We start from the raw sequence: 15,703 nt of genomic DNA, 5'->3' as shown, positions 1-15,703 counted from the left end.
GATCAGGTGACGGGCGCCGGATTGAACAGCACCAGGCTGTTGTGCAGCTTCCAGTGCTCAGCCCAGGTCTTCCTGCGGCCGCTGGCGACGTCGAGAAGCAGGCGGAACATTTCCCAGCCCGTCTCCTCGATCGTTGCCTCGCCGTCGGCGATGCGGCCGGCGTTGATGTCCATCAGGTCGTGCCAGCGGCGCGCGAGGTCCGTGCGCGTGGCGACCTTGACGACCGGGCATTCGGCCAGGCCATAGGGCGTGCCGCGGCCGGTGGTGAAGATGTGCAGGTTCATGCCGGCCGCCAGCTGCAGCGTGCCGCAGATGAAGTCACTGGCGGGCGTGGCGGCATAGACGAGGCCGCGCTGGTCGCGCTTCAGCTTCTCGCCCGGCGACAGCACATGCGAGATGGCCGAGCTGCCGCTCTTGATGATGGAGCCCATCGCCTTCTCGGCGATGTTGCTCAGGCCGCCGGCCTTGTTGCCGGGCGTGGTGTTGGCCGAGCGGTCGACGCGGCCTCGGTCGAGATAGCGGTCGTACCAGCCGAGTTCGCGAATGATGGCGTCGGCCACCTCGGGTGTGGCAGCGCGGCTGGTGAGCTGCTCGACGGCGTCGCGCACCTCGGTGTTCTCGCTGAACATGATGGTGGCACCGGCGCGCACCAGCAGGTCGGCGCAGAAGCCCACGGCGGGGTTGGCGGTCACGCCGGAGAAGGCGTCGCTGCCGCCGCATTGCACGCCGACGACCAGCTCGCTGGCGGGCACCGTCTCGCGCCTGCGGGCGTTCAGGCGTTCCAGATGCGGCTTCGCGCTGTTGAGGATGTCGTCCAGCATGGACATGAAGCCCACATGCGCGTCGTCCTGCAGGCAGATGGTCTCGGGGCCGCTGGCCGGGTCGCGCTCATCGGTGATCGGGAAGGAGCCCGGCGGCAGCAGGCGCGCCGGCTGCAGCTTCTCGCAGCCCAGGCTGACCACCATCACCTCACCGCCGAAGTTCGGGTTCAGTGAAATGTTTTTCAGCGTGCGGATGGGAATGATGGCGTCCGGCGCGTCGATGGCCACGCCGCAGCCATAGCTGTGTTCAAGGCCGATGACGTCGTCGACGTTCGGGTAGCGCGGCAGCAGCTCGGCCTTGATGCGTGCCACGGCCTGGGCAACGACGCCGGCGACGCACTGCACGGTGGTCGTGATGGCGAGGATGTTGCGCGTGCCGACCGAGCCGTCCTTGTTGCGATAGCCCTCGAAGGTGTAGCCGGCCAGCGGCTCCAGCTCGGGCGGCTTGACGGTGGCGATGGGCAGGCCCTCCAGCGCGCGGGCGGCGGGCATCTGCAGCAGGCGCTCGTGCACCCAGCTGCCGGCAGGAATGGGTTTGAGTGCGTAGCCGATGGGCACCGCGTAGCGCAGCACCACCTCACCCTCGGCGATGTCGTGCAGAGCCACCTTGTGGCCTTGCGGCACCTTGTCGCGCAGCACGAGCCCGGCGCCGGGGACGCCGTCCGGCAGCACGGTGCCCTCGGCCAGGCCGCCGTCATTGGCGACGATGGCGACGTTGTCCTCGGCGCGCATGCGCAGCGTCAGGGGCGGGCGGGGGGAAACAGCAGTCATGGCGGGCCGAGGCGGAGCTACAGTTGATGTCGTACGTCGTCTAGTTGTCGTACAACTTGCGTCACTTTAGACCGCCATCCCACTTCGAAACTCCGGGAAAACCCGCGAATGCACGCCCCTCTCTCGCCGTCTGCCCGCCGCCGGCCGCGCACGCTGGCCCTTGAACTGGTCGATTCGCTGGGCGACCGCATCCGCGCCGGCCAGCTGCAGACGGGCGACAAGCTGCCCACCGAGGCGGCCATCATGGGCGAGTTCGAGGTCAGCCGCACCGTCGTGCGCGAGGCCATCTCCAAGCTGCAGGCGGCGGGCCTGGTCGAGACGCGGCACGGCATCGGCACCTTCGTGCTGGGCGCGGGCGACGGCCCGTCTTTCAAGATCACGCCGGAACAGTTCAGCACGCTGCAGGACGTCATCGCCGTGCTGGAGCTGCGCATCGGGCTGGAGACCGAGGCCGCCGGCCTGGCCGCCCAGCGGCGCACGCCAGGCAACCTCATCGCGCTGCGCAAGGCGCTGGACGCGGTCATCGCCGCCGTCGAGGCCGGGCAGGATTCGGTCGCCGCCGACTTCCAGTTCCACCTGGAGATTGCCCGCGCGACGCAGAACGGCCACTTCGCCGAGCTGATGGCCACGCTGGGCAGCCAGATCATTCCGCGCGCCCGGCTGGAGCCGACCGTCGACATGAGCGCCGAGCGGCAGGCCTATATGCGCCGCGTGAACGCCGAGCATGAAAGCATCCTCGACGCGATCACCAGCCAGGACGCCGAGTCGGCCCGCGCGGCGATGCGCACCCACCTGTCGAACAGCCGCGAGCGCCGCCGAAGGGCTCAAGCCGAAGCGGCCTGAGCGGTCGCAAAGAAGGTCGAGTTGCGGGTTATCCCCAGGATTTGTGGATTTGAATGTAGTTGTACGATGACCTACAACTTCTGCATCCCAACACCTCACGGAGACCTCGCCCATGTCGCCCCAAGAACTCAAAGCCGTCCTGGAAGCCGGCCTCCTGTCCTTCCCGCTGACCGACTTCGACGCGCAGCTGAACTTCGCGCCCAAGCCCTATGCCGAGCGCCTGGAGTGGCTGCAGCCCTACGGCGCCTCGGCGCTGTTCGCGGCCGGCGGCACGGGTGAATTCTTCTCGCTGGAACCGGGTGAGTACAGCGACATCATCAAGGTGGCGCTGGACACCTGCAGGGGCCGCACGCCCATCCTGGCCGGCGCTGGCGGCGGCACGCGCGTGGCGATCCAGTACGCGCAGGAGGCCGAGCGCCTGGGCGCGCAGGGCGTGCTGCTGCTGCCCCACTACCTCACCGAAGCCAGCCAGGAAGGCCTGATCGCCCACGTCGAGGCCGTCTGCAAGAGCGTCAAGTTCGGCGTCGTCGTCTACAACCGCGGCGCCTGCAAGCTGACGCCCGCGTCGCTGCTGGTGCTGGCCGACCGCTGCCCCAACCTGATCGGCTTCAAGGACGGCCTGGGCGACATCGAGAAGTTCGTCTCCATCCGCCAGACCCTGGGCGACCGCTTCGCCTACCTGGGCGGCCTGCCCACGGCCGAGCTGTTCGCCGGTGCCTACAAGGCCATGGGCTGCCCGGTCTACTCATCCGCCGTCTTCAACTTCATCCCCAAGACGGCGATGGAGTTCTACAACGCCCATGCGGCCAACGACACGGCGACCTGCGACCGCCTGATCCGCGACTTCTTCATCCCCTACGTCGCGCTGCGCAACAAGGGCGAGGGCTATGCCGTGTCCATCGTGAAGGCCGGCGCCACGCTCATCGGCCATACCGCCGGCCCGGTGCGCCCGCCGCTGTCCGACATGCTGCCCGCCGAGGTGGACCAGCTCAGCGCGCTGATCTCCAAGCTCGGCCCGCAATAAGCCTGTTCCAGCCAAGACCACCAGGAGACAAGACGATGAAGCGACTGCTGACCTCCGTGCTGCTGAGCCTCGCGGCCCTTTCCACGGCAGGCGCCGCCATGGCGCAGGCCTGGCCCGCCAAACCCGTGACCCTGCTCGTGCCCTTCCCGCCCGGCGGTTCCACCGACGCCATCGCCCGCATGCTGAGCGTCAAGCTGCAAGAGAAGCTCGGCGGCAGCTTCGTCGTCGACAACCGCGGTGGCGCGGGCGGCACCATTGGCACCGTGGCCGTGAAGCGCGCGCCCGCCGATGGCTACACCGTCCTCGTCACGTCGCTGGGCCCGCTGGTCATCGGCCCGCACCTGATGAAGAACATCGGCTACGACCCGACCAAGGACCTGGACTTCATCAGCGTTGCGGTGCAGGCGCCCAACGTGCTCGTCGTGCCGGCCGCGTCGCCCCACAAGACGATGGCGGACGTGCTGGCCTTCATGAAGGCCAACCCGGACAAGATGAGCTTCGGCACCTCGGGCAACGGCAGCAGCGACCACATCACGGCCGAGCTGTTCTGGCAGCAGACGGGCACGAGCGGCCTGCACATTCCCTACAAGGGCGGCGGCCCGGTGATGACCGACCTGCTGGGCAACCAGGTGGACTCCAGCTTCATGAACATCAACACCGCGCTGCCCCAGATCAAGGCCGGCAAGCTGCGCGCCCTGGGCATCACGAGTGCCAAGCGCTCGCCGGTGCAGCCCGATGTGCCGACGCTGGACGAACTGGGCATCAAGGGCGTGCAGGTCTATTCCTGGCAGGCCGTGGCGGCGCCCAAGGGCGTGCCGGCGGACATCAAGGCCAAGCTGCACGGCGCCATCGTCTCCGCGCTGAATGCGCCGGACGTCAAGCCCAAGCTGCTGGAGCAGGGCTTCGAGATCGTCGCCAACACGCCCGAGCAGTTCACCGCCTTCCAGGCCGCCGAGTTCGAGCGCTGGAAGAAGGTGATTACGGACCGCAAGATCACCGCAGACTGACTGACCTTTCCCATGAGCGGTACCACCCCAGTCATCACGGAGCTGCGTGTCATCCCCGTCGCCGGGCGCGACGGCATGCTGCTCAACCTCAGCGGCGCGCATGCGCCCTTCTTCACTCGTAACTTGGCTGTCCTGACCGACAGCGCCGGCCGCACCGGCGTGGGCGAGGTGCCCGGCGGCGAGAAGATCCGCCAGACGCTGGAGGACGCGCGCGCCTTGGTCGTCGGCCAGCCCATCGGCGCCTACAAGGGCCTGCTGCAGTCCGTGCAGAAGACCTTCGCCGACCGTGACGCTGGCGGCCGCGGCCTGCAAACCTTCGACCTGCGCACGACCATCCATGCCGTCACGGCCATCGAGTCGGCGCTGCTGGACCTGCTGGGCCAGCATCTGGAGGTGCCCGTCTGCGCACTGCTCGGCGAAGGCCAGCAGCGCAGCCACGTGCCCATGCTGGGCTACCTGTTCTACGTCGGCGACCGTCGCAAGACCGACCTGCCATACGACAGCCAGCCGGATGCCGCCGACCCCTGGCTGCGCCTGCGTCATGAAGAAGCGCTGACGCCCGAGGCCATCGTCAAGCTGGCCGAGGCCGCTCAGGCCCGCTACGGCTTCCAGGACTTCAAGCTCAAGGGCGGCGTGCTGCGCGGCGAAGAGGAAGTCGAGGCCATCAAGGCCCTGAAGGCGCGCTTTCCACAGGCCCGCATCACGCTGGACCCCAACGGCGGCTGGCTGCTGCGTGACGCGATTCGCCTGCTGCGCGACATGCACGGCGTACTGGCCTATGCGGAGGATCCCTGCGGCGCCGAAGGCGGCTTCTCGGGCCGCGAGGTGATGGCCGAGTTCCGCCGCGCCACCGGCCTGCTCACAGCCACCAACATGGTCGCCACAGACTGGCGCCAGCTGGTGCATTCGCTGTCCCTGCAGTCGGTGGACATCCCGCTGGCCGACCCGCATTTCTGGACCATGCAGGGTGCGGTGCGCGTGGGCCAGACCTGCCGCGACTTCGGCCTGACCTGGGGCTCGCATTCCAACAATCACTTCGACGTTTCGCTGGCCATGTTCACCCATGCCGCTGCCGCCGTGCCAGGCCGGGTCACCGCGATCGACACACATTGGATCTGGCAGGACGGCCAGCAGCTGAGCGCCAACCCATTGCAGATCGTCGGCGGCGAGGTGGCCGTGCCCACTCAACCGGGCCTGGGCGTGACGCTGGACATGGCGGCCGTCGACGCCGCGCACCAGCTCTACCTGCAGCATGGCCTGGGCAGTCGAGACGACGCGATTGCGATGCAGTATCTGGTGCCGAACTGGACCTTCGACAACAAGCGCCCCTGCCTGGTGCGCTGAACCCGCGCCGGCCCCGAGGTCGGCGCCCACGGAGACCTTCCCCATGATGAAACTTCCCCGCCTTGGCCTGGTCCTGCTCGCCAGCCTGACCGTGTCCACGCTGGCTACGGCCGCGCCGGCGTCTCCCGCCTGGCCGACCGGGCCCATCAAGCTCGTCGTGCCCTACCCGCCTGGCGGTTCGTCGGACATCATCGCCCGCGCCATCAGCACCCAATTGGGCGCGGCGCTGAAGCAGAACGTCATCGTCGACAACCGCCCGGGCGCCAGCGGCAACATGGGCGCGGACGCGGTCGCCAAGTCCACCGATGGCCACACCCTGCTGCTGTGCGACGTCGGCGCGCTGGCCATTGCCCCCTCGGTCTACACCAAGCTGCCCTTCGACCCGTCCAAGCACCTGCGCGGCGTGACCATGCTGGCCTATTCGCCCCATCTGCTGGTGGTCCATCCCGGCGTGCCGGCCAACAACCTGGCCGAACTGGTGGCGCTGTCCAAGACCCGGCCGTTGAACTTCGCCGTCACGGCGCTGGGCAGCGCGCCCCACCTGGCCGGCGTCGCGGTCGAGCAGGCCAGCGGCGCGAAATGGACCTACATCCCCTACAAGGGCGGCGCGCAGTCGGTGGCCGACACGATTGCCGGCCAGACCGACCTGACGATGAACGGCATGCTGGCCACCCTGCCCCACGTGCAGTCCGGCAAGCTCAAGGTGCTGGCGGTGTCCAAGGGCACGCGTGTGCCGCTGCTGGCCAACGTGCCCACCGTCGCCGAGCAGGGCCTGAAGGGCTTCGAGTCCGGCACGTGGCAGGGTGTGCTGGCGCCGGCCAGCATGCCGCCGGCCGCGCTCGCCAAGCTCAACGCCGTGCTGACCGAGATCATCCGTTCGCCCGAGGTGCGCGAGCGCCTGGTCTCGCAGGGCGCCGAGGTCCACACCATGACGACGGCTGAATTCGCCAGCTTCTTCGACGCCGAGCGCAAGCGCTGGGCCCAGGTGGTCACCAAGGGTGGCGTCAAGCTCGACTGACGTGACGGCACGCCGCCTGCTGCTGGCGTCCGCTCGGCCCTTCCTTTTTTTCATCGCGGAGTCCCCATGAAACCGAACTACATCGCCGGCGCCTGGATCGAAGGCCCCAACGCTTCCCGCAACATCAACCCGTCCGACACGCGTGACCTGATCGGCGAATACGCGCAGGCCGACGCCGCGCAGGCCGATCAGGCCATCGCCGCCGCCAGCGCCGCCTTCCCGTCCTGGAGCCTTTCGACGCCGCAGCAGCGCTTCGACATACTGGACGCCGTCGGCGCCGAGATCCTGGCGCGCCGCGCCGAGCTGGGCGACTTGCTGGCCCGCGAGGAAGGCAAGACGCTGCCCGAGGCCATCGGCGAAGTCGCCCGCGCCGGCTACATCTTCAAGTTCTTCGCCGGTGAGGCGCTGCGCCCGGGCGGCGAGACCATGCCGTCCGTGCGCCCTGGCGTCGGCGTGGAAGTCACGCGCGAGGCCATCGGCGTCGTCGGCCTCATCACGCCGTGGAACTTCCCCATCGCCATCCCGGCCTGGAAGATCGCGCCTGCCCTGGCCTGGGGCAACTGCGTCGTCTTCAAGCCGGCCGACCTGGTGCCCGGCTCGGCCTGGGCGCTGGCCGAGATCCTGTCGCGCTCCGGCCTACCGGCCGGCGTCTTCAACCTCGTCATGGGCCGCGGCTCGGTGGTCGGCGAGAAGCTGCTGAACGATGCCCGCGTGGCGGCCATCAGCTTCACCGGCTCGGTCGGCACCGGCCAGAAGGTGGCGGCCGCCTGCGTCGCCCGCATGGCCAAGTTCCAGCTCGAGATGGGCGGCAAGAACCCGATGATCGTGCTGGACGACGCCGACCTCGGCGTGGCCGTGAATGCCGCCGTCAACAGCGGCTTCTTCTCGACCGGCCAGCGCTGCACGGCCTCGTCGCGGCTGATCGTCACCGAGGGCATCCACGACCGCTTCATTGCCGCGATGGTCGAGAAGATGAAGGGGCTCAAGGTCGACGACGCCCGCAAGGCCGGCACCGACATCGGCCCCGTGGTGGACGCCAACCAGCTCGGCCAGGACACCGACTACATCGGCATCGCCAGAACCGAGGGCGGCACGCTGGCTCATGGCGGCGAGCGCATCGAGACGAACGCCGCCGGCGCGCCGGGCTTCTACCTGACGCCGGCGCTGATCACCGACACGACGCCCGCCATGCGCATCAACCGCGAGGAGGTGTTCGGCCCGGTCGTCAGCGTGATCCGCGCGCGGGACTATGACGAGGCACTGGCGCTGAGCAACGACACGCCGTTCGGCCTGGCCGCCGGCATCGCCACGACTTCGCTGAAGTACGCCACGCACTTCAAGCGGCACTCGCAGGCCGGCATGGTGATGGTGAACCTGCCGACGGCGGGCGTGGACTATCACGTGCCCTTCGGCGGCCGCAAGGGCAGCAGCTACGGCCCGCGCGAGCAGGGCCGCCACGCGGCCGAGTTCTACACGACCGTCAAGACCGCTTACACGCAGGCCTGATCACCGCCCCACCGCCCAGGCGTCGTAGGCGGCGAGCGTCTTCACCGGCCAGTTGCCCCACCAGGCATAGCCGCGGCGGCGCTCGGCGCTGATGTCGTGCACGTCATCGTGCAGGGTCTTGTCGCGGTCGCCGAAAACGGGCTTGAGCGAGGTGGCGTCGTAATAGCGTGACCACAGTGGCCCGGCACCGGGCTGCGCGATGAGCCGCTTGCCCTGCACCGCGTCCACCATCACCCAGGCGCGGTCTTGCACGGCCAGCTGCTTCAAGAGCGCCACGCCACCCTTCACGGCCTCGACGACAGCCGCAGACGGATTCGGCAGGCTCATCAGATAGGCCAGCGCGCGGGCGCTTTCGCCACTGCTCAGCGCGGGCGGCTCGTAGTTGCGGGCCGAACTCGGCGCCAGCGTCAACGCATCATGCTGCTGGGCCCAGAGCGCAGGCTTGCCGGCGATCCGGATCTGCATCGTCAGCAGCAACTGGGCGGCACGGGCTTCGGCAGCAGCGGCCGCCGTGCGCAGCGTCGCCGGCAGGGCGCCCAGGCCGGCCTCACCGCGCGCGACAGCGCCCATCAGCTCGGCGACGTCGATGAAGGAGTTGTCGTTGAGCGTGATCGCGTCGTGATAGCCGCCCTGCAACGGCCACACCTGCGGCCAGCCGCCGTTGGGAAACTGCGCGGCCAGCAGATAGCTCACGCCGCGCTGGGCGCCCTGGCGGAAGGCCTCGCCGGCTTCCCCGGGCTGCGCCGCCGCCACGAGCGCCAGGAAACGGATCTCCGTCACCGTCGCATCGTTGTCGATGGTGCCGACATAGCTCCACTGGGCGTCCTCGGCCTTGTCGAAGTCGCCCGCTCCCGCAGGCCTGGCCGGGCTGTTGTCGGCGACGAAAGACTGGCCGGGCTGGCGCGGCGCGACGTTGCGCGGCTGGTTCTTGCCCCAGCCGCCGGCGGGCGTCTGGTAGCTGAGGATGTTGCGGGCGACGAGCAGGGCCGCGTCGCTGGCGTACCAGTCGGCCGGCTTGTCCAGCGGCATGGTGGCCGCGCCGTTGCCGGTGGCAGGCGCTGCGGGCCAGGCCGACAGCCCCTTGCGCTCGGCGGCCAGTGCGGCGCGGTCGGCGGCGCGCCGGGCGTCGGAGCGGGCCAGGTAGTCGGCCCAGGCCGCACGCTCGGCCGCCGGCAGCGCCGCGACGCGTTCGGCCGTCACCGCCTGGGCGGGCTGGATGGTGCCGATCTGCGCCGCATGGAGGGTCGGCACAAACACCGCCGACGAGAGGGCCAGGGCGAGCGCGGCAACACGGTGGACGACAGGCATGACGGGCAGCGAAGTTGGGGGTGGCGGCAATCTACAGGCTCGCGGCCGCCGCAGCGGCGCTAATCTCCCGCCGCTCACACGGTTGATCGACACATGATTCATTGCGCGCGTTTCACCCGGCTGGCCACGCTGGCCGCCCTGATGACACTGGCCGGCTGCGCCACGCCCCCACCCCCGCCGCCACCCCCTGCCCCGGTCGGGCTGCAGCAGGCCTGGGTGCAAGCCGTCGCAGGCCCTGGCTGGGCGGTGCGCGCACTGACCGACCAGGCCTGCCCGACCATGCGCTGGGCCACCGCCGCCGCCGCCATGCAGGAGCGCAGCGCCCCCGGCGACGAGCCGCCACCGCCCGGCAACACCCAGCCCGAGGGCAAGCCGACGAGCTTCACGCTGCGCGCCTGCGAGGCGCCCTGGCCGGCGGGCGCCACCAGCGTGCAGGTGGGCGCCATCACGCTGCGCGCGCCCGCCGCCGAGCCGCGCCGCATCGTCGTCATCGGCGACACCGGCTGCCGCTTGAAGGCCTCGGACCGCGATTTCCAGCCCTGCAACGACGCCGCGGGATGGCCCTTCCCGCGCGTGCTGGCGCGGGCGCTGGCGCTCAAGCCCGACCTCGTCATCCATGTGGGCGACTACCACTACCGCGAGAGCCCCTGCCCCAGCGGCATGGCCGCCTGCGCCAACAGCCCCTGGGGCTATGGCGACGACGCCTGGCAGGCCGACTTCTTCCGGCCGGCCCGGGCGCTGCTGGCGGCCGCCCCCTGGGTCTTCGTGCGCGGCAACCACGAGGCCTGCTCTCGCGCCGGCCAGGGCTGGCTGCGCTATCTGGATGCCGAGACCGGCACCGCGCGCGCCTGTGCACCCGATGGCCCGGGCGTCAACGACGGCGACTTCACCACGCCCTTCACCGTCCCGCTGTCGTCGCGCGGCCAGCTCATCGTCTTCGATTCCGCCGAGGTGGGCAGCCGGACGCCGCCTGAAGGCTCGCCCGCCTGGGCGCGCTGGCGCGGGCAACTGGACCGTGTCGCCGAACTGGCAGGCGGCCGCGCTCAGAGCCTGTTCCTGAGCCACCACCCCAGCCTGGCTTTCAGCCCCAGCCTGGCTGGCACACCCGGAACAGCCCGCTCCGGCCTGACAGCGCTGCTGAAAGACGCCTTCGGCGCACGCCTGTTCCCGCCCGGCGTGCAGGCCACGATCCACGGCCACCTGCACATCCACCAGGTGCTGGGTTTCTCGACCAACCAGCCGGCCAGCCTCGTCATCGGCAACGGCGGCTCGGCGGCTTCCGGCCGCATCGCCGCGGCGGCCGCGCTGAAGGCCGAGCCCCTGCCCGGTGCCCGGCTCGAAACCTTCCAGAGCCACACCGACTTCGGCCTCACGCTGCTGACCGCGACGCCCCAGGGCTGGTTGCTGCAGGCCTTCAACACGCTCGGCCAGCCGCTGGCCACCTGCTCGCTCGCCGGCCAGAAGTTGCGCTGTTGAGCAGGAAATAAGCCCCTCGCCCGGTCTTGCGCCGCTGGACGCGGGCCAGCCCAGTCGGTCCCCCGCGGGGACGGCGATGCCTGCCGGCTCGACCGGCAGGCACATCGCCCACCGGGCCGGCTTGGGAGCGGCCCGGCGCTAGGCCCGCAAGCTGCATGCGCAGCTAATGCGCAATGGCCGATTGATATGCACGTCACCCACCGTGACTTTCGGCAGCGTTTTCCGCCTCGGTCACGACATCGGCCACGAGACGTAACGCCCGCGAAATCCATCACTGCATGCCCGATCTGAAGGGTTTCTGGCGGGTAAATAGACCTTCGCCTACACCCCCCACCGCTACACTGACCGCACCTGTCAAGCTGTTTTTGCAGGACTACGTTGATAGAGGACTCTGCCTGATGAGCTCCAAGTTGAAAGTCGCCGGTTGGGTTGCCCTCGGTGCCGTCGCAGGTGCATTGACCACGATGCAGCTGCAAGCCAATGCGCGCAGCAGCCTGTCCCCGCTGCCGCTGGACGAGATGCAGCAGCTCGCGGCCGTCTTCGGCCTCGTGAAGGCGGAATACGTCGAGCAAGTCGACGAAAAGAAGCTCATCAACGACGCCATCGGCGGCATGGTGGCCGGCCTCGACCCTCACTCCCAGTTCTTCGACAAGAAGACCTTCAAGGAATTCCGTGAAGGCACGTCCGGCAAGTTCATCGGTGTCGGCATCGAGATCGGCATGGAAGACGGCCTGGTCAAGATCGTCTCCCCCATCGAAGGCTCGCCCGCCTTCCGCGCCGGCCTGAAGAGCGGCGACCTGATCAGCCGCATCGACGACACCGCCGTGCGCGGCCTGTCCATCGACCAGGCCGTCAAGAAGATGCGCGGCGAACCCTCCACCAAGGTCAGCCTCACCATCTACCGCAAGCTCGAGAACCGCAGCTTCCCGGTGACCATCACCCGCGAGGAGATCAAGGTTCAGAGCGTGCGCGCCAAGGTCATCGAGCCCGGTTACGCGTGGCTGCGCGTCAGCCAGTTCCAGGACCGCACGGTCGACGACTTCGCCAAGAAACTCGAAGAGATCTACAAGCAGGAACCCCACCTGAAGGGCCTCGTGCTCGACCTGCGCAACGACCCGGGCGGCCTGCTCGACGGCGCCGTCGCCATCTCCGCGGCCTTCCTGCCCAAGGACGTCGAGGTCGTGTCGACCAACGGCCAGATCGCCGAGTCCAAGGCCAGCTACAAGGCCAGTCCCGACGACTACCGCCGCCGCGGCGGTGACGACCCGCTCAAGCGCCTGCCTGCCGCGTTGAAGAACGTGCCGCTGGTGGTGCTGGTGAACGAAGGTTCGGCCAGCGCCAGCGAGATCGTCGCCGGCGCGTTGCAGGACCACAAGCGCGCCATCGTCATGGGCGCCCAGACCTTCGGCAAGGGCTCGGTGCAGACCGTGCGCCAGCTGGGCCCGGAGACCGCCATCAAGATCACCACGGCACGCTACTACACGCCGGGCGGCCGCTCCATCCAGGCCAAGGGCATCGTGCCCGACATCGCGCTGGACGAAACCGCCGAGGGCAATGTCTTCGCCGCGCTGCGCACCCGCGAGGCCGACCTCGAGAAGCACCTGAACAACGGCCCCGAGGATGACAACGAAGCCCGCCAGAAGGCCCGCGAGGAAGCCCGCACCAAGCTGGAGGCCGAGTACGCCAAGCGCGCCGAGCCGCCCAAGCCGCTGCCCGAGTTCGGCTCGGCCGAAGACTTCCCGCTGATGCAGGCGCTGAACAAGCTCAAGGGCCAGCCGGTGATCGCCTCCAAGGCGCCGCTGGAGCGCAAGGCGGAAGCCAAAACCGGCGAATGACGGCATAGCCGACCGGTTTCACGCCAACGGGCCCTGCGGGGCCCGTTTTCATTGCGCGGTCCGCTCAGCCGGCAGGCGTCAGATGCGTCAGCACGCAACGCCACTGGCCCTGCGCCAGTCGGTAGACATCGGTGACCCATTCATCGGCGCTGATGGGTGCGCCCCTGAAGGTGCCGGTGTTGCTGCCCCGCCCCGTGACGACCGCCATGTCGCCGTAGACCTCGGCACGCACCACCTGCTTCGTCATCGAGTCATGCGCCAGCATGCCGCTGGCGATGGCCTGGAGGATGGCTTCGCGCGTGATCGGGCCCCTCTCCGGCGTGACGAGGGTCCAGTCGTCCGAGATGCATTGCGCGATGCGCTGCACGTCGTTGCTGACCATGGCCTCGTTGAAGCGGTCCTCGATGGCCTGGAAGGTCTTCAGCGCGTCGTCGCTCACGACGGGTTCCCGGCGGTCATCGCATCCCAGCGGCGCTGCATTTCCTCGGCGCTGACCTCCTCCACCTTGCTGGCGATGAACCAGCTGTAGCCGAAGGGGTCGGCAATCAGCCCGCTGCGGTGGCCGTGGAACTCGAGCTTGACGGCCCGAAGCACGCTGGCGCCGTGCCGCACCGCGTTGGCGACGAAGGCGTCGGCGTTGGCCACGTCGAGGTGGAACTTGACGGGCGACCCACCGAGCGTCTCGGGCCCGACGGCGCCGAAGTCCGGATACTCGTCGGCGATGAAGACGCGCGTGGTGCCGAACAGCAGCTCGGCATGGCCGATGCGGCCGTCGGACGGGTCGACCAGCTTGAAATCCAGCGTGGCGCCCAGCGCCTGGACGTAAAAGTCGATGGCCGCCTGGGCGCCTCGGACCGCCAGATAGGGCGACAGGCTTGCGGGTGAAGTGGCGACTGCGGGCATGATGAATCTCCGGTGATGTCGCAATTAGATTACGATACGTCACGTAATGAGTCAAGCAACCGATCCACCGATACCGCGCAAGCCCGGCCGCCCGCCCAGCGAGGAAGCACGTCGCCTGGCGCTGGCCGCCGCCTACCGCATCCTGATCGAGGAAGGCCTGGGGCGGCTGACCATCGAACGCGTGGCGGCCGAGTCGGGCGTCAGCAAGCCGACGATCTACCGCACCTGGACCAATGCCCAGGACCTGGCCATGGCCGCGTTCATGGCGAACCCGCCGTCGGACGAACCGCTCACGCGGGCGAATTCCGTGCGGGCCGCGCTGCGGGCGCACCTGAGGGATGTGATCGGCACCTTTGCCACGGCGCGCGGGCGCCAGATCACGTTGACGATGGCCTCAGCCGACCCCGACAGCGAACTGGCCAAGGCCTTTCGCAACCAGGTGATCCTGAAGAGCCGTGAGGCCGGCCGCCAGCTGATGGAGCGTGCCATGGCCGAGGGCGAGATCCGGGCCGGCATCGACGTCGACGTGGCGCTCGACATGATCTACGGGCCCCTGTTCTTCCGGCTGCTGGCGGGCCATCGGCCGCTGTCACTGCCACTGGCGGAGCAGTTGGTCGAGACCCTCTTCAACGGCGTGGCCAAAGCGGCGGACTAAGCTCGCCGCGCAAGCGCCACCGCGCCGAGCGCCGCCACGGCGCCCAGCATCGGCACCGCGCGCCAGCCGAAGCCCGCCAGCAACGTGGACCCCAAGGCTGCGCCGCCCGCCATGCCGACGAACATCACGCTCACGAGCACCGCATTCAGACGGCTGCGCGCCCCCGCGTCCAGGCTGTAGACCACGCTCTGGTGCGACACCAGCGCCGCCTGCACGCCAAGGTCGAACACCACGGCGACGCCCACCAGCAGCCAAAGCGATGCCGGCGCCAGGGCCTGCACGGCAAAGGCGAGGAACACCAGAAGTGCGCCCACGCGGATGACGGCCTGCGGTCCGCGCCGGTCGGCAAGACCGCCCGCCAAGGGCGCGATCAAGGCGCCGGCCGCACCCGCCAGGCCAAAAGCGCCGGCCACCGCGCTGCCCTGGCCAAACTCCGGCCCCGCCAGCACCAGCGCCAGCGTCGACCAGAACGCGCTGAAGGCGACCGACAACAGGCCCTGCGCCAGCGCCGCGCGCCGCAGCGGCGGATGCTTCACCCACAGCGCAGCCATGGACGCCAACAGCGAGCCATAGCCAGCCGACGTTGCCGGCACGAAGCGCGGCAGGCTGCGCCACAGCAGCGGGATCAGCAGCGCGACGACAACGGCGGCCACCCCGTAGACCGCCCGCCAGCCAGCCAGGGCCGCGAGCGAACCGGCCGCCACACGGGACAGGAGAATGCCCAGCAGCAGGCCGGTCATCACCTGGCCGACGCGCTTGCCGCGCTCTGCCTCGGGCGCCAGCGTGGCCACGGCGGGCACGATGTCCTGGGCCAGCGTCGCCATCAAGCCGATGACGACGCTGGCCACGCACAGCGCCGCAAAGCCGGGCGCCAGTGCCGCAAAAGCCAGCGCCGCCACCAGCGCCGAGGCCTTGATGACGATGATGCGGCGGCGGTCATAGCGGTCGCCCAGCGGCGACAGCAGCAGGATGGCGGCGGCATAGCCCAGTTGCGTCAGCGTGGGCAGCAGGCCAATGGTGGCGCTGCCGACGCCGAACTGGTGCGACAGCAGGCCCAGCAGCGGCTGCACGTAGTAGATGGATGCGACGGCGAGGCCGGTCGCGGTGGCGAGCAACAGCGTCAGCGCGGTGCCCAGCGGCGCCGGGGCGGTAGGCGATGCGGAGGTTGGAGTGGCTTTCATGGCCGCAGTGT

General features: G+C 69.4%; 14 protein-coding genes. 9 read left to right on the top strand and 5 right to left on the bottom strand.

The annotated features are described in order from the left end of the window. Positions 1–2: 2 nt before the first annotated feature. The gene (garD, locus tag AC0IZJ_RS10930; RefSeq protein WP_471849512.1) at positions 3–1,592 is read right to left on the bottom strand and encodes a galactarate dehydratase; all 1,590 of its coding nucleotides are present in this window, start codon (positions 1,590–1,592) and stop codon (positions 3–5) included. A gap of 108 nt (positions 1,593–1,700) precedes the next feature. Between garD and AC0IZJ_RS10925 the strand changes: the two genes are divergently transcribed. The 6 genes from AC0IZJ_RS10925 to AC0IZJ_RS10900 all read left to right on the top strand — a co-directional run bounded on the left by AC0IZJ_RS10925 (position 1,701) and on the right by AC0IZJ_RS10900 (position 8,334). After that, positions 1,701–2,435, top strand: a complete 735-nt coding sequence (locus AC0IZJ_RS10925) for a FadR/GntR family transcriptional regulator (RefSeq protein ID WP_471849510.1) — start codon at positions 1,701–1,703, stop codon at positions 2,433–2,435. A gap of 112 nt (positions 2,436–2,547) precedes the next feature. Further along, positions 2,548–3,459, top strand: coding sequence for a 5-dehydro-4-deoxyglucarate dehydratase (gene kdgD, locus AC0IZJ_RS10920; RefSeq protein ID WP_471849508.1), 912 nt, complete (start codon positions 2,548–2,550; stop codon positions 3,457–3,459). Positions 3,460–3,494: 35 nt separating this feature from the next. Beyond that, a complete protein-coding gene (locus tag AC0IZJ_RS10915) occupies positions 3,495–4,466 on the top strand; it encodes a Bug family tripartite tricarboxylate transporter substrate binding protein (RefSeq protein ID WP_471849506.1) in 972 nt (323 codons plus the stop codon). A gap of 12 nt (positions 4,467–4,478) precedes the next feature. Beyond that, the gene (gene gudD / locus AC0IZJ_RS10910; protein WP_471849504.1) at positions 4,479–5,810 is read left to right on the top strand and encodes a glucarate dehydratase; all 1,332 of its coding nucleotides are present in this window, start codon (positions 4,479–4,481) and stop codon (positions 5,808–5,810) included. A gap of 46 nt (positions 5,811–5,856) precedes the next feature. After that, a complete protein-coding gene (locus AC0IZJ_RS10905; protein ID WP_471850011.1) occupies positions 5,857–6,828 on the top strand; it encodes a Bug family tripartite tricarboxylate transporter substrate binding protein in 972 nt (323 codons plus the stop codon). A gap of 66 nt (positions 6,829–6,894) precedes the next feature. Continuing rightward, on the top strand, positions 6,895–8,334 hold the full coding sequence (locus AC0IZJ_RS10900; RefSeq protein ID WP_471849502.1) for an aldehyde dehydrogenase family protein: 1,440 nt from the start codon (positions 6,895–6,897) through the stop codon (positions 8,332–8,334). Here the strand turns inward: AC0IZJ_RS10900 and pelA are convergent, their stop codons facing one another. Further along, positions 8,335–9,642: a pectate lyase gene (gene pelA, locus AC0IZJ_RS10895; RefSeq protein ID WP_471849500.1), complete on the bottom strand. Its 1,308-nt coding sequence runs from the start codon at positions 9,640–9,642 to the stop codon at positions 8,335–8,337. It abuts the gene before it with no gap. Positions 9,643–9,735: 93 nt separating this feature from the next. Between pelA and AC0IZJ_RS10890 the strand changes: the two genes are divergently transcribed. Further along, on the top strand, positions 9,736–11,118 hold the full coding sequence (locus AC0IZJ_RS10890) for a metallophosphoesterase (protein ID WP_471849498.1): 1,383 nt from the start codon (positions 9,736–9,738) through the stop codon (positions 11,116–11,118). A 398-nt stretch (positions 11,119–11,516) separates the two neighbouring features. After that, positions 11,517–12,953, top strand: a complete 1,437-nt coding sequence (locus tag AC0IZJ_RS10885; protein ID WP_471849496.1) for a S41 family peptidase — start codon at positions 11,517–11,519, stop codon at positions 12,951–12,953. A 64-nt stretch (positions 12,954–13,017) separates the two neighbouring features. Here AC0IZJ_RS10885 and AC0IZJ_RS10880 read toward each other — a convergent pair whose 3' ends face one another. Next, a complete protein-coding gene (locus AC0IZJ_RS10880; protein ID WP_471849494.1) occupies positions 13,018–13,392 on the bottom strand; it encodes a nuclear transport factor 2 family protein in 375 nt (124 codons plus the stop codon). After that, the gene (locus AC0IZJ_RS10875; protein ID WP_471849492.1) at positions 13,389–13,856 is read right to left on the bottom strand and encodes a VOC family protein; all 468 of its coding nucleotides are present in this window, start codon (positions 13,854–13,856) and stop codon (positions 13,389–13,391) included. The genes AC0IZJ_RS10880 and AC0IZJ_RS10875 overlap by 4 nt, the downstream gene beginning before the upstream one ends. Positions 13,857–13,902: 46 nt before the next feature. Here AC0IZJ_RS10875 and AC0IZJ_RS10870 point away from each other — a divergent pair, with 46 nt between their 5' ends. Beyond that, positions 13,903–14,511 carry a TetR/AcrR family transcriptional regulator gene (locus AC0IZJ_RS10870; RefSeq protein WP_471849490.1) on the top strand — a complete coding sequence of 203 codons (609 nt, stop codon included), beginning with the start codon at positions 13,903–13,905 and terminating at the stop codon, positions 14,509–14,511. Here AC0IZJ_RS10870 and AC0IZJ_RS10865 read toward each other — a convergent pair. Then, positions 14,508–15,692: an MFS transporter gene (locus AC0IZJ_RS10865; RefSeq protein WP_471849488.1), complete on the bottom strand. Its 1,185-nt coding sequence runs from the start codon at positions 15,690–15,692 to the stop codon at positions 14,508–14,510. The two genes, AC0IZJ_RS10870 and AC0IZJ_RS10865, sit on opposite strands and share 4 nt — an antisense overlap. Between the last annotated feature and the right edge of the window lie 11 nt (positions 15,693–15,703).

It is taken from the genome of Roseateles sp. AC306 (assembly GCF_979253795.1).
Note: the sequence above shows the minus strand (reverse complement) of the source record. Positions and strands in the feature narration are given on the sequence as shown.